General features: G+C 68.8%; 16 protein-coding genes. 10 read left to right on the top strand and 6 right to left on the bottom strand.

The features are described 5' to 3' along the window. Positions 1 to 227 precede the first annotated feature (227 nt). On the bottom strand, positions 228 to 1,763 hold the full coding sequence (locus QH276_RS17425) for an aldehyde dehydrogenase family protein (RefSeq protein WP_280400321.1): 1,536 nt from the start codon (positions 1,761 to 1,763) through the stop codon (positions 228 to 230). Between the two features lie 220 nt (positions 1,764 to 1,983). Between QH276_RS17425 and QH276_RS17420 the strand changes: the two genes are divergently transcribed. Genes QH276_RS17420 through QH276_RS17385 form a run of 8 tightly spaced genes read left to right on the top strand, consistent with a single transcriptional unit; the run spans position 1,984 to position 7,705 of the window. Further along, on the top strand, positions 1,984 to 2,442 hold the full coding sequence (locus QH276_RS17420) for a DNA-binding protein (RefSeq protein ID WP_280400320.1): 459 nt from the start codon (positions 1,984 to 1,986) through the stop codon (positions 2,440 to 2,442). Beyond that, positions 2,442 to 2,915 (top strand): Zn-ribbon domain-containing OB-fold protein, encoded by a 474-nt coding sequence (locus QH276_RS17415; protein WP_280400319.1) that lies wholly within the window; start codon positions 2,442 to 2,444, stop codon positions 2,913 to 2,915. The genes QH276_RS17420 and QH276_RS17415 overlap by 1 nt, the downstream gene beginning before the upstream one ends. Beyond that, a complete protein-coding gene (locus QH276_RS17410) occupies positions 2,908 to 3,978 on the top strand; it encodes a lipid-transfer protein (RefSeq protein WP_280400318.1) in 1,071 nt (356 codons plus the stop codon). Before QH276_RS17415 ends, QH276_RS17410 begins: the two co-directional genes overlap by 8 nt. Next, complete coding sequence (locus QH276_RS17405) at positions 3,975 to 5,129, top strand: thiolase domain-containing protein (protein WP_280400317.1); 1,155 nt, start codon at positions 3,975 to 3,977, stop codon at positions 5,127 to 5,129. Before QH276_RS17410 ends, QH276_RS17405 begins: the two co-directional genes overlap by 4 nt. 47 nt (positions 5,130 to 5,176) lie before the next feature. Then, a complete protein-coding gene (locus QH276_RS17400) occupies positions 5,177 to 6,376 on the top strand; it encodes a thiolase C-terminal domain-containing protein (protein ID WP_280400316.1) in 1,200 nt (399 codons plus the stop codon). An 11-nt stretch (positions 6,377 to 6,387) separates the two neighbouring features. Continuing rightward, on the top strand, positions 6,388 to 7,104 hold the full coding sequence (locus QH276_RS17395; RefSeq protein WP_280400315.1) for a TetR/AcrR family transcriptional regulator: 717 nt from the start codon (positions 6,388 to 6,390) through the stop codon (positions 7,102 to 7,104). A 59-nt stretch (positions 7,105 to 7,163) separates the two neighbouring features. Continuing rightward, positions 7,164 to 7,442 (top strand): type II toxin-antitoxin system Phd/YefM family antitoxin, encoded by a 279-nt coding sequence (locus tag QH276_RS17390; protein WP_280400314.1) that lies wholly within the window; start codon positions 7,164 to 7,166, stop codon positions 7,440 to 7,442. Beyond that, positions 7,439 to 7,705: a type II toxin-antitoxin system RelE family toxin gene (locus QH276_RS17385; RefSeq protein WP_280400313.1), complete on the top strand. Its 267-nt coding sequence runs from the start codon at positions 7,439 to 7,441 to the stop codon at positions 7,703 to 7,705. Before QH276_RS17390 ends, QH276_RS17385 begins: the two co-directional genes overlap by 4 nt. Before the next feature lie 141 nt (positions 7,706 to 7,846). Here the strand turns inward: QH276_RS17385 and QH276_RS17380 are convergent, their stop codons facing one another. From QH276_RS17380 to QH276_RS17370, 3 genes are all read right to left on the bottom strand, one after another. Next, positions 7,847 to 8,281, bottom strand: a complete 435-nt coding sequence (locus QH276_RS17380) for a hypothetical protein (protein WP_280400312.1) — start codon at positions 8,279 to 8,281, stop codon at positions 7,847 to 7,849. A 245-nt stretch (positions 8,282 to 8,526) separates the two neighbouring features. Then, positions 8,527 to 10,116 carry an AMP-binding protein gene (locus QH276_RS17375; protein ID WP_280401229.1) on the bottom strand — a complete coding sequence of 530 codons (1,590 nt, stop codon included), beginning with the start codon at positions 10,114 to 10,116 and terminating at the stop codon, positions 8,527 to 8,529. Between the two features lie 155 nt (positions 10,117 to 10,271). After that, positions 10,272 to 11,192, bottom strand: coding sequence for a LysR family transcriptional regulator (locus tag QH276_RS17370; protein WP_280401228.1), 921 nt, complete (start codon positions 11,190 to 11,192; stop codon positions 10,272 to 10,274). Positions 11,193 to 11,280: 88 nt separating this feature from the next. Between QH276_RS17370 and QH276_RS17365 the strand changes: the two genes are divergently transcribed. Next, the gene (locus QH276_RS17365) at positions 11,281 to 12,117 is read left to right on the top strand and encodes an oxidoreductase (protein ID WP_280401227.1); all 837 of its coding nucleotides are present in this window, start codon (positions 11,281 to 11,283) and stop codon (positions 12,115 to 12,117) included. Positions 12,118 to 12,127: 10 nt separating this feature from the next. Here QH276_RS17365 and QH276_RS17360 read toward each other — a convergent pair whose 3' ends face one another. Both QH276_RS17360 and kdgD read right to left on the bottom strand, forming a co-directional pair. Then, positions 12,128 to 13,717, bottom strand: coding sequence for an aldehyde dehydrogenase (NADP(+)) (locus QH276_RS17360; RefSeq protein ID WP_280401226.1), 1,590 nt, complete (start codon positions 13,715 to 13,717; stop codon positions 12,128 to 12,130). Next, positions 13,717 to 14,631, bottom strand: coding sequence for a 5-dehydro-4-deoxyglucarate dehydratase (kdgD, locus tag QH276_RS17355; RefSeq protein WP_280401225.1), 915 nt, complete (start codon positions 14,629 to 14,631; stop codon positions 13,717 to 13,719). The genes QH276_RS17360 and kdgD overlap by 1 nt, the downstream gene beginning before the upstream one ends. Positions 14,632 to 14,736: 105 nt before the next feature. On the opposite strand from kdgD, the gene QH276_RS17350 reads away from it, so the two are divergent. Further along, the gene (locus QH276_RS17350; RefSeq protein ID WP_280401224.1) at positions 14,737 to 15,726 is read left to right on the top strand and encodes a LysR substrate-binding domain-containing protein; all 990 of its coding nucleotides are present in this window, start codon (positions 14,737 to 14,739) and stop codon (positions 15,724 to 15,726) included. Positions 15,727 to 15,779 lie beyond the last annotated feature (53 nt).

Raw genomic sequence — 15,779 nt, 5'->3', positions numbered from 1 at the left:
CCCCAACAGCGAGGCCACCGCCGCCACGCTGGAGAAGACCATCGGCACCCTGTTCGGCAACAAGTTCATCCGCCGCCTGCTGCGCTGAGAAGCCGCCCCGCTCGCGCGCCCGGGGCATCCGCAACGAGCAAACCAGACCCCCCGCCCGCCCCGCGTTTCCCGGGGGGGGCCCGCGTCGTCTGCTATGCACCTTGCGGAAGCCCCGGCCGCGCGACCGGGGCGGCTTCTCAGCGCACCAGGCGGCGGATGAACTTGTTGCCGAACAGGGTGCCGATGGTCTTCTCCAGCGTGGCGGCGGTGGCCTCGCTGTAGGGGTACCAGATGTTCTCCTTCTTCAGGCCCCACCGGTCCAGCAGCACCGGCTGCGGGTGGGTGAAACCGCGCAGTGCGTCGCGGCCGTTCACCAGGCCCAGACCGCTGTCCTTGCGACCCCCGAACGGTGCCTCGGCGACGCCGTAGATCACCGAGGCGTCGTTCTGCACCACCGATCCGGTCTTCAGTTGTTTGGCCAGCCGCAGGACCTTGGCCTTGTCCTTGGTGAATACGCTGCCGCTGAGCCCGTACTGGCAGTCGTTGGCCATGCGCACCGCCTCTTCTTCGTCCCGCACGCGCATGATGGCGACGATCGGGCCGAAGGTTTCCTGCTGCATGATGTCCATATCGTGGGTCACATCGACGACCACGGTCGGTTTGAAGAACACGCCCTGGGCGGTATCGGATTCACCGCCGAGCAGGACGGTCGCGCCCTTGGCCTTGGCGTCCTCGACATGCTTTTCCACGATCTCGAGCTGCCGGTCCCAGAACAGCGGGCCCACATCCTGCCCGGACGGGCCGTAGGTGACCTCGGCGGCGCGTTTACGCACCTCTTCGATGAACTTGTCGGCGATACTCTCCACCACGTAGATGCGCTCGACCCCGACGCACACCTGCCCGGTGTTGAACATCGACAGGTACACCGCGCCGAGCGAGGCGCGATCCAGATCGGCGTCGGCGCAGACGATCATCGCATCCTTGCCGCCCAGTTCGAGGGTGCACGGGATGAGCCGGCTCGCGCAGGCGGCGGCGATCTTCTTGCCGGTGCCGACGCTGCCGGTGAAGGAGATCTTGTCGATATCGCCGTTCACCAGTGCCGCGCCGGTTTCGCCGTCACCGTGCACCACCTGCAGGACGTCTTCGGGAACGCCGGCCTCGTGCAGGACCTTGACCGCCCATTCGCCCGAGCGCGGAGTGACCTCGGACGGCTTGAGCACCACCGAGTTGCCGGCCAGCAACGCCTGGGCGATCGGGTTGAGCGAGAGGATGAAGGGACCGTTCCAGGGCGTGATGACCCCGACCACGCCGAGGGGCTGGTAGTTGATGACCAGCTTTTTCAGCGGCAGCATATAGCCGTGCAGGCGGCGGTTCTCGTCGGCCAGGTCCTTGGGCGCGCGCCCGCTCCAGTAGTTCAGGAAATCGCAGGCCGGCACCATTTCCACGGCCAGCGCCTCGACCCGCGGTTTCCCGGTTTCCTGCATCACCGTCTCGACGATCTCGTCGCGGCGTTTCAGCAGCACCGACACCGCGTTGCGGATGATCTCGGCGCGCTCCGCGACCGGCCGGGCGGCCCAGCCGGGCTGTGCGGCGCGGGCCGTGGCCAGCGCCGCGGCGACATCGTCGGCCGTGCTCACCTCGATTTCGCCGACGCGTTCGCGGGTCGCGGGGCTGCGCAGCTCGAGCCGGCGGCGTCCGTCGGCGGTCGGCTCCAGCTGTTCAACGATGGCCATGGTGATCTCTCCTCACCCGAGGAATTGGAACAGGTTCTACTTTAATCCGGAGCTTACGTCATGGCCACGCGCCGTGCAGCAAGGTTCGGCAGGCGCCCGGTCGCGGGAGCGCCCGATCTATCAAATGATTCAATCAAGTGATTGACATCGGTCGGCGCGCGGGTCACGATCGAGGCGCGGTCCAGTGTGCTCGACCGCGCACCCGAGCGGCAGGAGAACGATGACAGCCGAACCCCCGGACGCGAGTCTCACCGCGCCCTACACCATCGAATTCCCGTACAACCGGACAGTCGGCGAGAAAATCGGCACCTTCCTCGGCGGCCTGCGCGACGGCGAACTGTACGGGGTGCGCACCGAATCCGGGGCGGTGCTGTGCCCGGCCCTCGAATTCGACCCGGCCACCTCGGCACCCACGGGCGAACTGGTCCGGCTGGAACCGTTCGGCACGGTCGCGCACTGGACCTGGGTACCCACCCGGCCCGGGGACGAGATCGCCGCCGATCACTTCGCCTGGGCACTGATCGCCATCGACGGCACCGCGGGCACCCTGTTCCATGCCGTGGATACCGGCGGCGACCCGGGACTGCTGTCCGCCGGACTGCGGGTGCGCCCGCGCTGGCGGGCGGAACGTGGGGGCAGTATCCGCGATATCGTCTGCTTCGAACCGGTGGAGGCGTGATGAGCACCCTGCCCACCCCGGTGGAATCGTTCACCAGCCCGCACAAGGTGGATTACACCTTCGTCGCCGGAACCGGCCGGTCGACCTTCCTGCGCGGACTGAAACACCGCAGCCTGCTGGCCCGCCGCTGCGGGACCTGCGAGCGGGTGTACCTGCCCGCGCCCGAGTTCTGCTCGCGCTGCCTCGTCGAACTGTCCGAGCCGTTCGAACTGGGCGGCAACGGGGTCGTGAAAACCTTCTGCGTGGTGAACTTCCCGTTCCCCGGCCAGACGATCGACCCGCCGTACCTGGTCGCCTACATCCAGGTGGACGGCGCGGACACCACCCTCATGCACCTGATCCGGGATGTCGAGCTGAGCGAGGTCCATATCGGGATGCGGGTGGAACCGGTGTGGTGCGCCGACGAGGATCTGGACACCTCCATGAACAGCATTCGCTACTACCGGCCGATCACGGGAGGTTCCGATGCGTGAGATCGCGGTGGTGGCATTCGCGCAGTCACCGGGTATGGCGGCCGATCGCCGCGACGATATGGCCGAAATCCTGCTGCCGGTGATGCGGGAAGCCCTGGCCTCGGCGGGAATCGACCGCACCGAGGTCGATTTCTGGACCTCCGGCAGCCATGATTTCCACGAGGGGCGCACGTTCGCCTATATCGAATCGCTGGACGCGGTGGGCGCGTGGCCGCCGATCTCCGAATCGCATGTGGAGATGGACGCGGCGTGGGCGGCCTACGAGGCGTGGTCGTGGCTGCAACTCGGCGAGGGCGAGATCGCGGTCGTCTACGGGGTCGGGCGCGGATCGCTGGCGCACGACCTGGACCAGGTGGCCGGAACCCAGCTCGACCCCTACTTCCTGGCCCCGCTGCGGCCGCATCAGGACGCGCTCGCCGCGCTCCAGGCGCAGGCGCTGATCGCGGCCGGCGCGCTGGACGAGAAACAGATGGCCGAGGTGGTCGCGCGGGCCCGTGCCGGTGCGGTGGGTAACCCGGCCGCGCAGGTAGCGGGCGAGGTGACGGTGGACGAACTGCTGGCCGCGCCGTATCTGGCGTCGCCACTGCGCGAACACGACCGCGGGCCCATCGGCGATGCCGCCGCCGTGCTCGTCCTGGCCGCCGGCGATACCGCCCGGCGGCTGGCGCGGCGCCCGGCCTGGGTACGCGGCGCCGACCACCGGATGGATTCGCACTATCCGGGCACCCGGGATCTCACCCGCGCCGATACCGTCGGGATCGCGGCGGCCAAGGCGGCGCAGCAGGCCGGTTTCGGCGCCCGCGACGTCCAGATCGCCGAATTGCACACCGAATACAGCTACCAGGAACCGTTCCTGGCCGAAATTCTCGGATTGTCCGGCGCGGCAATCAACCCCGGTGGCGGACCACTGGTCGCCCGCCCCACCACGGCGACCGGGCTGATCCGGATCGGCGACGCCGCCCGGCACATCCTGAACGGTCGCGCGGATCGCGCCCTGGCGCATGCCACCAGCGGGCCCGCGCTCCAGCAGAACATGATCTGCCTTTTGGAGGGAGACCGATGAAACTCGCGGTCGTCGGCATCGGCCAGAGCAAACAGGCCAAGAAACGCAAGGTCACCATCGGCGCCATGGTGCGCGAGGCCGTGGACGAGGCGATGGCCGACGCCGAACTGGAATTCGGCGAGATCGACGCGATCGTGCTGTCGAAAACGCCGGACCTGTTCGATGGGGTGATGAACCCGGAGCTGTATCTGGCCGATGCCATCGGGGCGCGCGGACTGCCCGTGACCCGGGTGTTCACCGGTGGCAGCGTCGGTGGGCACGCGGCGATCTACGGGGCCCACCTGGTGCAGGCGGGCCTGGCGCGGCGGGTGCTGGTGGTGGCGTATTCGAAAGAGTCCGAAGGTGATTTCACCTGGGCGCTGTCGCGCGGGCTGCCGTTCAGCGCCCAGCTGGGCGCGGGGGCGGGCGCGCATTTCGCGCCGGTGATCCGGGAGTACATCCGCCGGTCGGAAGCGCCCGAGCACATCGGCTGGCAGATCGCGGTGAACCACCGGCTGAATGCGACGCGAAACCCCTACGCGCACATCCAGTTACCCGATATCACCGTCGAGCAGGTACGGGAATCGCGGATGCTGTGGGATCCGATCCGGTTCCTGGAATCGTGCCCGTCCTCGGACGGTTCGTGCGCGGTGGTGATCACCGGCGCGGACGATGCCCACCACACCGGTCGCCCACCGGCCTGGATCCACGGCATGTCCTGGCGCACCGAGACCGGGCATTTCGCGGGCCGCGACGAGGTGAATCCCGAGGCCGGGCGGCTGTGCGCCGCCGACGCCTACCGGCAGGCCGGGATCACCGATCCGGCGCGCGAGATCGATACCGCCGAGCTCTACATCCCCTACAGCTGGTTCGAACCGATCTGGCTGGAGAACGTGGGGCTGGCCGAGGTCGGCGCAGGCTGGAAGGTGGTCGATTCCGGGCGGACCGCGTTCGGCGGGTCGCTGCCCATCAATCCCTCCGGCGGCGTGCTCTCCGGAAACCCCACGGGCGCAACCGGTTTGATCCGCTTCGCCGAAGCGGCCATGCAGGTGCGCGGGACCGCGGGCGAGCACCAGGTGCCGGACGCGCGGCTTGCGGTCGGGCACGCGATGGGCGGGGCCGCCCAGTTCCACGCCCTGTGGGTGGTCGGTTCCGAACCTCCGCAATCCTGACCGGCACGATCGCGGCACACAGGGCCGCACCGAAACGAGGAGAGAACATGACCGAGCGGGTATATGTCGCCGGTGTCGGGATGACGAAGTTCGAGAAGATCCAGTCGCGGGACTGGACCTACCCGGAGATGGTCGCCGAGGCGGTGCACCAGGCGCTCGGCGACGCCGGGGTGACCTACGACCGGGTGCAGCGCGCCGCCGTCGGCTACGTATTCCAGCCGTCCACGGCGGGTCAGCGGGCGCTGTACGAGATCGGGCTCACCGGGATCCCGATGGTGAACGTGAACAACAACTGTGCCACCGGGTCGAGTGCGCTGGTGCTCGCGCGGGAATGGGTGCAGGCGGGGCTGGCCGATATCGTGCTCGCGGTCGGGTTCGAGCAGATGACCAAACAGGCGATGTCCGGTGACGGCAGCGTCCCGAAGGTCACCACCGTCGATTGGCATATGGACGCCCTGAAAGCCGCCGCGGGGTTCAGCGCCGCACCGATGACCGCGCAGTTCTTCGGGGCCGCCGCCAACGAGCACATGAAGCGGTACGGGACCACCCGCGAACAGCTCGCGCAGGTCGCGGTGAAGAACCACGAACACTCCACCCGCAACCCGAAAGCCCAGTTCCAGGACGCCTACACCCTCGACCAGGTGCTCGGCGACAAACTGGTCTCCGATCCGCTCACCCGGTCCCAGTGCTCCCCCATGTCCGACGGGGCCGGGGCGGCGGTGCTGGTGAGTGAACGGTACGTGCGCGAACACGGACTCGACCGGGCGGTGCCGATCCTGGCCCAGGAACTGGTGACCGATACCGGAGCGTCCTTCGAATCGGGTTCGATGATCGATGTGGTGGGCGCGCCCATGGCCCGGCTCGCCGGGCAGCGGGTGCTCGAGAGCGCGGGGGTCGGGATCGACGAGATCGACGTTCTCGAACTGCACGACTGCTTCTCGATCAACGAACTGCTCACCTACGAGGCGCTCGGTATGTGCGGCGAAGGTGAATCGGGCGCACTGGTCGAATCCGGGGCCACCACCTACGGCGGCCGCTGGGTGGTGAACCCGTCGGGCGGGCTCATCTCCAAGGGGCATCCGCTGGGCGCCACCGGGCTGGCACAGTGCGCCGAACTCGTCACGCAGGTGCGGGGCGCGGCGGGCGACCGGCAGGTGGCCGGCGCACGGCTCGGATTGGCACATAATCTCGGGCTCGGCGGCGCCTGTGTGGTGACCCTCTACGGCGCGCCCGGCGCCGTCTCCTAGAGTTCTCGGTCATGACGCGAAGCCGGGTGCGGACGGGTCGGGACGAACGCCCGCCCGCACCCCCGCGCGCGCAACCGGGCACCGGAGACGACGCGGGCTCGTTCGCCCCGGACTCCGACCTCCCCACCGATCAACGCCTCGTCCTCGCCGCGGAACGCCTGTTCGCCGAACGCGGTATCGACGCGGTCTCCCTGCGTTCGGTGATGGCCGAGGCGGGGGCGAACGTCGCCTCGGTGCATTACCATTTCGGCTCCAAGGACGCCCTGGTCGAGGCGCTGATCAGCCGCCGCAGCGAGCAATTGCACGCCCGCCGCGCCGAATTGCTCGACGCCGTCGAGGAATCCGGGACGCCGGATGCCCGCGCCCTCGCCGAGGCCTTCGTCCGCCCGGTCGGCGAACTGGCGGCCGCCGGCGGTACGCCGTGGATCCGCCTGGTCGCCGGCATCATGAGTAGTAATCACCCCGCCCTCACCCGGCTGACCGAAGGTTTCGCCCCGCAGGCCCGCCGCTTCAACGATCTACTGCAGCGAGTCGCCCCGGAGACGTCCCCGCGCACCATCCGCTTCCGCCTCACCCAGGCCATGAACCTGACGTTTCAAACCCTGGGCGACCCGGAAGGCCTGCAGGGCATGCTCGCCCTCAGCGGTACCCGCCTCTCCCCCGCCGAATTGCTCAGCGAACTCATCGACACGGTCACCGCGATCCTCACCGGTCCACCCGACCGCTGAGCGACCGGCCCATCGACCGATCGGCACGCCCGGTACACACCCGCGTGTACACTTTCGATATGGACGATAAGCTGAGCATTCGCGAGGCTCGCGCGCAATTGCCCTCCGTCGTGAACGCCGCCAGCCAGGACGGGCATGTCACAGTGATCACGCGCGGCGGCGAACCGGCAGCGGCAGTCATTCCACTGTTCATGCTCGCCAAACTCGAGGAATGGGAAGACGAGCAGCTCGGCCGCATGGCCGATGACGCCCTCGCCGAAGGCGGTGAGCCCGAACGCATCACGCTGGGCCAGATGATGGACGAGGTGCTTGCCTCCGAGAATGATGCTGTCGCGTGAAATACGAGTTCGCCTGGACTCCCGCGGCCCGACGCGCTCTTCGGGCGATCCCGCAGGAAGATGCCTTACGCCTGCTGGTGGCCCTCACCCTGTTGGGTGACGACCCCTACCGCCGTGACGGCGTAGACGTCAAAGCCCTCACCGGCCGGAGCGGATTCCGGCTGCGAGTCGGAAATTACCGTGTCGTTTACGAAGTCGACGACGGCAAACTGATCATCCTGGTCGTATCTGCCGGGCATCGCCGAGATATCTACGAACGGTAGATGTCGATGCTGCCGAGGCCGGTCGGCAGCGGCGGGGAGTGGCAGCTTCGCCGGCTCCCCGCCGCCCGAGGCCGTTGAGTGCCGGTTTCGACGGACCCGCTGTGCATGCCGGACGCGAAACCGGTACGTCGACGGTCCGGATCAGGGCACCGCGCAACCCGTGCCCGCGTTGATTCCGGTGCGGACCTCGATGGGTGCGCTGGTGACGGTGACGCCGCCCTGTTCCGCGCTGATGAAATGGGTCCCCGGGTTGGGCGGGGTCCAGGTAGTGGTCGCGATAATGCCGTTCGGGGTCGCGACCGGCGGATTGAAGCCGACCACCACGCCGTTGTCGCGGAAGGTCACCGGTTGCGTGTTGTTGTTGACCGCGGCCCGCACCTGATAAGAGCAGGTAGTGCCGAAGGGAGTGCTGATGCCCATGCTCCGGCCCGGATCGGCGCCCACGTTCTGCGGTACCGCGCCGGCGCCGGGGGCCGCGAGGACGAGGGCGGTGGCGACGGCGCCGAGGCCGGTAACCGCGGCTGCGCCCCGTACCGCCCGCTGCCTGGTGCGGGAACTGCTCTGGGTCGTAGTCATCGTTGATCACATCCCAACTGGTTCCATCGTGCGGACCCGGATGGCCCGCTCGCGAGCTGTTGTCGTGGAGCTGTGTCCAGCGTGTCAGTGCTGCGATGGTTCGTTGTCGACGATCCTCAACGGCGGTACCCAGTCTGATCCGGTTCACCGGACGGGTCCACGGTTTCGCCGGCATCGGTGTGATAACGACGGCGCGAATCGCCGTGTGACCGGGCAGGTTGTCCTACCCGGTCACACGGCGACGCTCAGTTCACCTGCCGGCCCTCGCCCCAATACCGGGCGCGCAGTGCCTTCTTGTCCGGTTTGCCCAGCGGGCTCACCGGGATGCTGTCGGCGAAATCGACGGTCTTCGGCGTGTAGACCGCACCCTTGCGGTCCTTGACCAGGGCCTGCAATTCCTCGACCGCCACCGACTGACCATCCCGCAGGACGACCACCGCCTTGACTGCCTCGCCCCATTTGTCGTCCGGCACACCGATCACGGCCGCGGCGCTCACCGCCGGATGCGCCGAGAGCACATCCTCGACCTCGCGGGGGTAGACGTTGAAACCGCCGGAAACGATCATGTCCTTCTTGCGGTCGACGATGTAGAGGAAACCCTCCTCGTCCTGGCGGGCGATATCACCGGTGTGCAGCCAGCCGAATTCCGTTGCCTCGGCGGTCTGTTCGGGCTTGTTCAGGTAACCGTTCATCACCAGCGGACCGCGCACGCACACCTCACCCGGTTCGCCCTGAGGCACCTCGTTGCCCTTCTCGTCGAGCAGGGCGACGTCGAGCCACGGCACCGGGCGGCCACAACTGGCCAGCCGCTCCGGCTTGTTCAGGTCGTGGTCGCCGCGGCGCAGCACCGAGATCGTCATCGGGCTCTCGGCCTGGCCGTAGAACTGGAAGAATATGGGCCCGAACCTGCGGATCGCCTCGGCGAGCCGGGTCGGCGAAATCGCGGAGGCACCGTAGAAGACGGTCTGCAGGCTGGACAGGTCGTACTTGTCGAGATCGGGGCTGTCGAGCAGCGCGTACAGCATGGTGGGCACGAGCATGGTCGCGGTGATCTTGTACTTCTCGATCGCCTCGAGGACCTTGGCCGGGTGGAAGTACGGCAGCACCACGATGGAGCCACCTTGCTGGGCGGTGGGGTTCCAGAAAGCGGCGCCGGCATGGCTGAGCGGGGTGCACACCAGGAAGCGGACCTCGTCCGGCCATTCCCATTCGGTCATCTGGATGCGCAGCATGGTGGTGCTGCCGCGGAAGCTCATCTCCACGCCCTTGGGCTTACCGGTGGTGCCGCCGGTGTAGGCGAGGCTCATCGTCTCGTTGGGGTCGACCTGCGGACCCCGCAGCGGGGCGGGGGTGAAACCGGCGGCGAGTTCGATGAGGTCGGTACCCGACTCCGACGGCCCGAACGAGAACAGGTTCCGCAGGCCGGGGACCTTGTCCCGCAACTGCGCGGCGCGCTCGTCGAAACCGGCGGGGTCGTAGATCAGGGTTTCCACCCCGGCATCGGTGAGGACATAGGCGTGGTCGTCGAGCGAGCCCATCGGATGCAGTGCCATCGCCCGCGACCCGTTCACGTTGTTGGCACCCTGGGCGAAGATCACCTCCGGCCGGTTCGCCGAGAGCACGGCCACCGGCGAGCCGACGCCCAGGCCGGCCGAGGCCAGTGCCTGCGCGAACCGGCTGATCTGATCACGCACGTCGCGATAGGTCAGGGTGGCGTCGTCGATATGGACCGCGGTGCGGTCGGCGTAACGCTCGAGCGCCTTGCCCAGCAGGTCCACCGCCAGGGGCTCGCGGTGCAGGAGGGCGGTGTCGTCGACATGCGGTTCAGTGTTCATTCGTCTGCCTTTCGAGCCTGCTCGCACGAGCGGCCCTGCGATGTTGACCGGCGCTCCGGCGCGGGGCCGCCGAACCGCCGGCGACCCCGCGAGGCGCCGCGGCCCGGCACCCGCGCCGGGGCTCGCAAACCGGAAAAACTATAACACGTTCTACTTCAATTCCGCGGTGGATCCCCGGACCCGGACATACCGGCCAGCGCCGAACGGCACGCCTCCACATAGCCACGCACCAGGGGCCGCCCGTCCGCCCGCCGCCAGGCCAGCGCCAGTTCGCTCGGCCCGATCCCTCGCACCGGGCGCACGACGACGCCCGCGTGCGCGACCAGCGGGGCGTTGCCCGCCGCCAGCAGTACCACACCGTCGCCGTTCAGCACGGATTCGTAGGTTTCCTCCGTACTCGAGATCTCGCCGCCGATGATCGCCGGCCGCCCGCCGCGCTCCTCGACCGCGAGGAAATGATTCCGCAGCGCGGGCGCCGATTCGGGGAGTGCGAGAAACGGCTCGTCGAGCAGATCGGTGAAGTCGATGAGGTCGCGGCTCGCCAGCTCATGCGCTTCCGGCAGCGCCACCACGCGCGGCTCGCGGGCCACCACGACCCAGTCGTAGCGCCGCGCATCGGCCAACGGCAGCCAGACGTAGGCCACATCGCTGGATCCGTCGGCGAGCCCGGTGCTGGGGTCCGTCCAGCCGACCTGGCGCAGAACCGGTTTGGCCGCCGGAAACGCGGCCGCGAATCGCGACCGGACCGCCGGGAGCAGCCCCCGGCCCGGACTGGTGCTGATGCCGATCGTCAGGGTCGCCCGCTGACCGGCCTTCGCCAGCTCCACATCCGCACTGGCGGCGTCCCAGGCGGCGAGTACACGGCGGGCGTGCGGCAGTAGCGCCTCGCCCACCGGAGTCAGCCGGACGGAACGCCCGGTCCGGTCGAACAGCGGTGCGCCCAATTGCTGTTCGAGTGCGCGGATCTGTTTGCTCAGCGCCGGCTGCGACACGAACAGGCGCTGTGCCGCGCGGGTGAAGTTCGATTCTTCGGCCACCGCGGTGAAATAGCGCAGCTCGCGTCCGTGGACATCCATAACCAACGGTTATCACACCGGGTCTTGGACACCTTCCCGACGACACCGCAGGATCGTTCTCGAAGCACGAACCAAGAGGAGACGAGACGTGAGCAATCCCAAGATCTGGCTGATCACCGGCGCCACCAGCGGTTTCGGCCGCGCACTCACACAGGCCGCGATCGACGCCGGCGATACCGTGATCGCGGTGGCCCGCCGCACCGCCGCCCTCGACGATCTGGTCGCCGCCTACCCGGACCAGATCGATCCGGTGGCTCTCGATGTCACCGATACCGCGCGGATCGAGACCGTCGTCGCCGAGATCACCGCGCGGCACGGCCGCATCGACGTCCTGGTCAACAACGCCGGCCGGACGCAGGTGGGCGCCGCGGAGGAAACCACCGACCGGGAACTCCGCGACCTGTTCGACCTGCACTTCTTCGGCCCGGCCGCGCTCACCCGTGCCGTCCTGCCCGGTATGCGCGCGCAGGGGTCGGGCGCCGTGGTCATGATGAGCAGCGTCGGCGGGCAGATGTCGTTCGCGGGCTTCTCGGCCTACAGCGCCACGAAGTTCGCGCTGGAGGGCTACGCGGAAGCACTGGCCGACGAGGTCGCTCCGTTCGGGATCCGCGTGCTGGTGGTGGAACCCGGGGCCTTCCGCACCGGCCTGTTCGGGCCGGGCGCGGCCTACTTCAGCGCCGAGATGGCGGAATACGCGGAAACCGCGGGAGCCACGCGCCGGATGGTCGAGAACGGCGACGGCACCCAGCCGGGCGATCCCGCCAAGGCGGCCGCCGCCATCCGGGCCGCGCTCGATGCCGACCACACGCCACTGCACCTGCCGTTGGGCGAGGATGCCGTGGATACGGTGCTCGGCCACCTGGACGGCGTCCGCGAGGAGGTTACGGCGTGGGAAAAGGTCACGCGCGCAACCGCGTTCGACTGAATCTCCGCGGTCAGTCCCGGGTGACCGCCCCGTCGACCCGCCGCCAGATGCCGAGCGGGTTCTCCGTGCGGATCTCGTCGGCGAGCAGTTCCTCGGGCACGTTCTGGTAGCTCACCGGCCGCAGGAAACGTTCGATGGCACGGGTGCCCACCGAGGTGGTGGCGGGTGCGGAGGTGGCCGGGTACGGACCGCCGTGGACGACGGCGTGCCCGACCTCCACACCGGTGGGCCAGCCGTCGAACAGCACCCGCCCGGCGATCAGTTCCAGTTTGCCCACCAGCGCCCGCGCCGTTTCCCGGTCGGCGGCGGTGGCGTGCACCGTGGCGGTGAGCTGACCCTCCAGCTCGTCGGCCAGTACGAGCAGTTCGGCGGGGTCGGCGGCGCGCACGATGATCGAGCTCGGGCCGAAGACTTCCTCCTGGAGTTCGCGGGCGGCGCGGAACCGTTCGGCGGTGGTGACGAACAGATGCGGATCGCCGGAGCAGCGCGTGCCGCCCGCGGCGCCGGTCGCCGCGAGTTCCACCCCGTCGGTCTCGGTCAGCCGCTCGACACCGGCCGCGAACGACCGGGCGATACCGGCGTTGAGCATGGGCGCGCCGGACGCCGACCCCACCGCCTCCCGTGCCGCGGTGACGAATTCGTCCGCACCCGGGCCGTCGGCCAGGAAGATCAGCCCCGGGCTGGTGCACAGCTGGCCGACACCGGTGGTCAGCGAGGCCACGAACTCCGCGCCCAGCCGGGCACCGTGTTCGGCGAGCGCGCCGGGAAGTACGAAAACCGGGTTGACGCTGGACATTTCGGCGAAGACCGGAATCGGCACCGGGCGGGCGGCCGCGGCCGCGGTCAGGGCCAGCCCGGCCTGCCGGGAGCCGGTGAAACCGACCGCGCGGATATTCGGGTCTCCGACGAGCGCGAGACCGGTTTCGACGCCGCCGTGCAGCAGCGCGAAGGTTCCCTCGGGCAGCTCGTGTTCGCGGACTGCCGCCAGCACCGCCCGCGCCACCAGTTCGGAGGTTCCGGGATGCGCGGGATGCGCCTTCACCACCACCGGCGACCCGGCCGCGAGCGCGGAGGCGGTATCGCCACCGGCGACCGAGAAGGCCAGCGGGAAATTGCTCGCCGCGAAGACGGCCACCGGGCCCAGCGGGATACGGCGCTGCCGCAGATCGGGTTTGGGCAGCGGGGTGCGCGCCGGATCGGGCCGGTCGAGGCGGGCGCCGGTCCAGCTGCCCTCGCGGACGACGTCGGCGAAGAGCCGGAGCTGGCCGGTGGTCCGGCCGATCTCACCGCGGATACGCGCCTCGGGCAGGCCGGATTCGGCGACGGCCCGCTGGACCAGGGCCTCCCCCAGATTCTCGATTTCCCGCGCGATGCTGTCGAGGAAGGCGGCGCGGCGGGTGAAATCGGTGGTCCGGTATTCGGCGAAGGCTGCCCAGGCCGCCGCGGCGGCGCGGGCGACGGTGGCGGCGTCGGCCGCCCGGTACTCCGGTTCGAGGGTGGCACCGGTCGCCGGGTTCACCGCGCGGAATGCCCCGGTGCTACCGGGTACCTCGGCCGTTCCGACGAGATTGGCGCCGGTGAGGAGTTCGGCGGTGGTCATCAGCTCACCTTCTTCACGAGATCGGCCAGTTCGGCCAGTTCGGATTCGTCGAGGTCGGTCAGCGGGCTGCGCACCGGGCCCGCCGGACGGCCCACGACCTTCATACCCGCTTTGATGATGCTCACGGCGTACCCGGGTTTGCGGTTGCGCAGGTCGCAGTACGGGATCACGAACTCGTTCAGCGCGTTCAGCACGAACGCGGTATCCCCGCGGCGCAGGGCGTTGTAGAACGCGAGCGCGAATTCGGGGACGAAGTTGTAGATGGCGGAGGAGTAAGTGGTGACACCCAGCGCCAGGTAGGGCAGCGCGAACATTTCCGCGGTCGGCAGCCCGCCCACATAGGTGAGACGGTCACCGACGCCCGCGTAGATCCGGGTCATCTGTTCGATATTGCCGATACCGTCCTTGAAACCGACCAGGTTCGGGCAGCGGTCGGCCAGCTCGGCCACCGCCGATTCGGAGTAGGCGGCATTGGCGCGGGAGTAGATGATCACGCCGAGGTCGGTGGCCGCGCAGACCTGTCGCACATGCTCGACGAGGCCTTCCTGGCTCGCCTCGGTGAGGTAGGGCGGAAGCAGCAGAATGCCGTGGGCGCCGGCGCGCTCGGCGGAGCGGGCCATCTCGACCGCGGTCGCGGTGCCGTAACCGGCGGGCGCGATCACCGGCAGTCCTTCGGGCGCCTCCTGCACCGCGGCGGTGACGACCTGTTCGACCTCGGCCGGGGTGAGGGAGAAGAACTCGCCGGTACCGCCGGCGGCGAACAGGCCGGAGGCGTCGTAGCCGCCGAGCCAGGCGATGTTCTCCCGGTAGGCGGCTTCGTCGAAGGAGCCGTCGGCCCGCAGATGGGTGACCGGGAAAGACAGCAGGCCGGAGCCCAGCTTCCTGGCGATTTCCTGCGGAGAGGCAGTGGTCATGGCGTGCGCTCCTGTTCGGGGGGACCTGCTGACCTCACCCTAGGAAGCATCTATGATTCACGTCCAACACTGATTACATATCTATCAATACAAGGTCGGTATCGGATGTTCACGTTTGTCCAGCTCACCCATTTCGTCGCCGTGGCAGAGGAATTGCATTTCGGCCGCGCCGCCGAACGGCTGCGCATGACCCAGCCGCCGCTGAGCCGGCAGATCCAGCTGCTGGAGAAGGAAGTGGGCGCGGAACTGTTCGACCGGTCGAATCGCACCGTGAAACTCACCCGCGCCGGGCGCGCGTTCCTGCTCGACGCCCGCCGCCTGCTCCAGCAGGCCGAACGGGCCGCGCTCTCGGTCCGGCGGGTCTCGGCGGGTACCGGCGGTGTCCTGCGCCTCGGTTTCACCGGGGCGAGCGTGCACTCCGGGCTGCCCCGGGTCCTGGCCGCGGCGCGGGCGGCGCTTCCCGATGTCGATGTGGAGTTGCGCGAGATGGTGACGATGGACCAGGTGGAGGCACTCTCCGAGGGGTCGCTGGATCTGGGCATGGTCCGGCCGCCGGTCACCCGGCCCGATCTGGTCACCCGCACGTTCGTGCGGGAGGGATTGATCGCGGCGATACCCGCAACCCATCCGCTCGCCGCGGATACGGGCGAACTGCCGGTAGGCGATCTACACGGTGCGGACATGGTGATGCACGCACCGGTGGAGGCGCGGTACTTCCACGAACTGGTCACCTCGGTATTGCATGCCGCGGCCGTTGTCCCGGTGGTCACGCAGTACATGACCCAGGTGCACAGCATCCTCGCGCTGGTGAACTTGGGCTGGGGTGTGGCGCTGGTGCCCGAATCCGCCGCGGGGATGCGGTTCGATCAGGTGACGTACCGGCCGCTCGCCGAAGTGGGCGCACGGGTCGAACTCGACCTGGTGTGGCGGCAGGGGAACGAGAACCCCGCCATGGCCCGGCTCATGCCGGAACTGGTGGCGGCGGATACCCAGGGTTCCGCGGGTGGCGGCCGGCGGCTACCCGGCGAGTATCACGAGGCCGCCGACCGGCGTGCCGGAAATTCCGATACCTTTCCTGTATCAATTCATCCGTAATTAGTGTTGGACTGGAATCACCCGTGCTCTTTACATTCTCTCTGTGAGGCGAG

It is taken from the genome of Nocardia carnea, assembly GCF_029869215.1.
GTDB lineage: Bacteria > Actinomycetota > Actinomycetes > Mycobacteriales > Mycobacteriaceae > Nocardia > Nocardia carnea_B.
The sequence above is the reverse complement of the archived record's forward strand: the minus strand, read 5'-3'. Positions and strand labels throughout refer to the sequence as shown.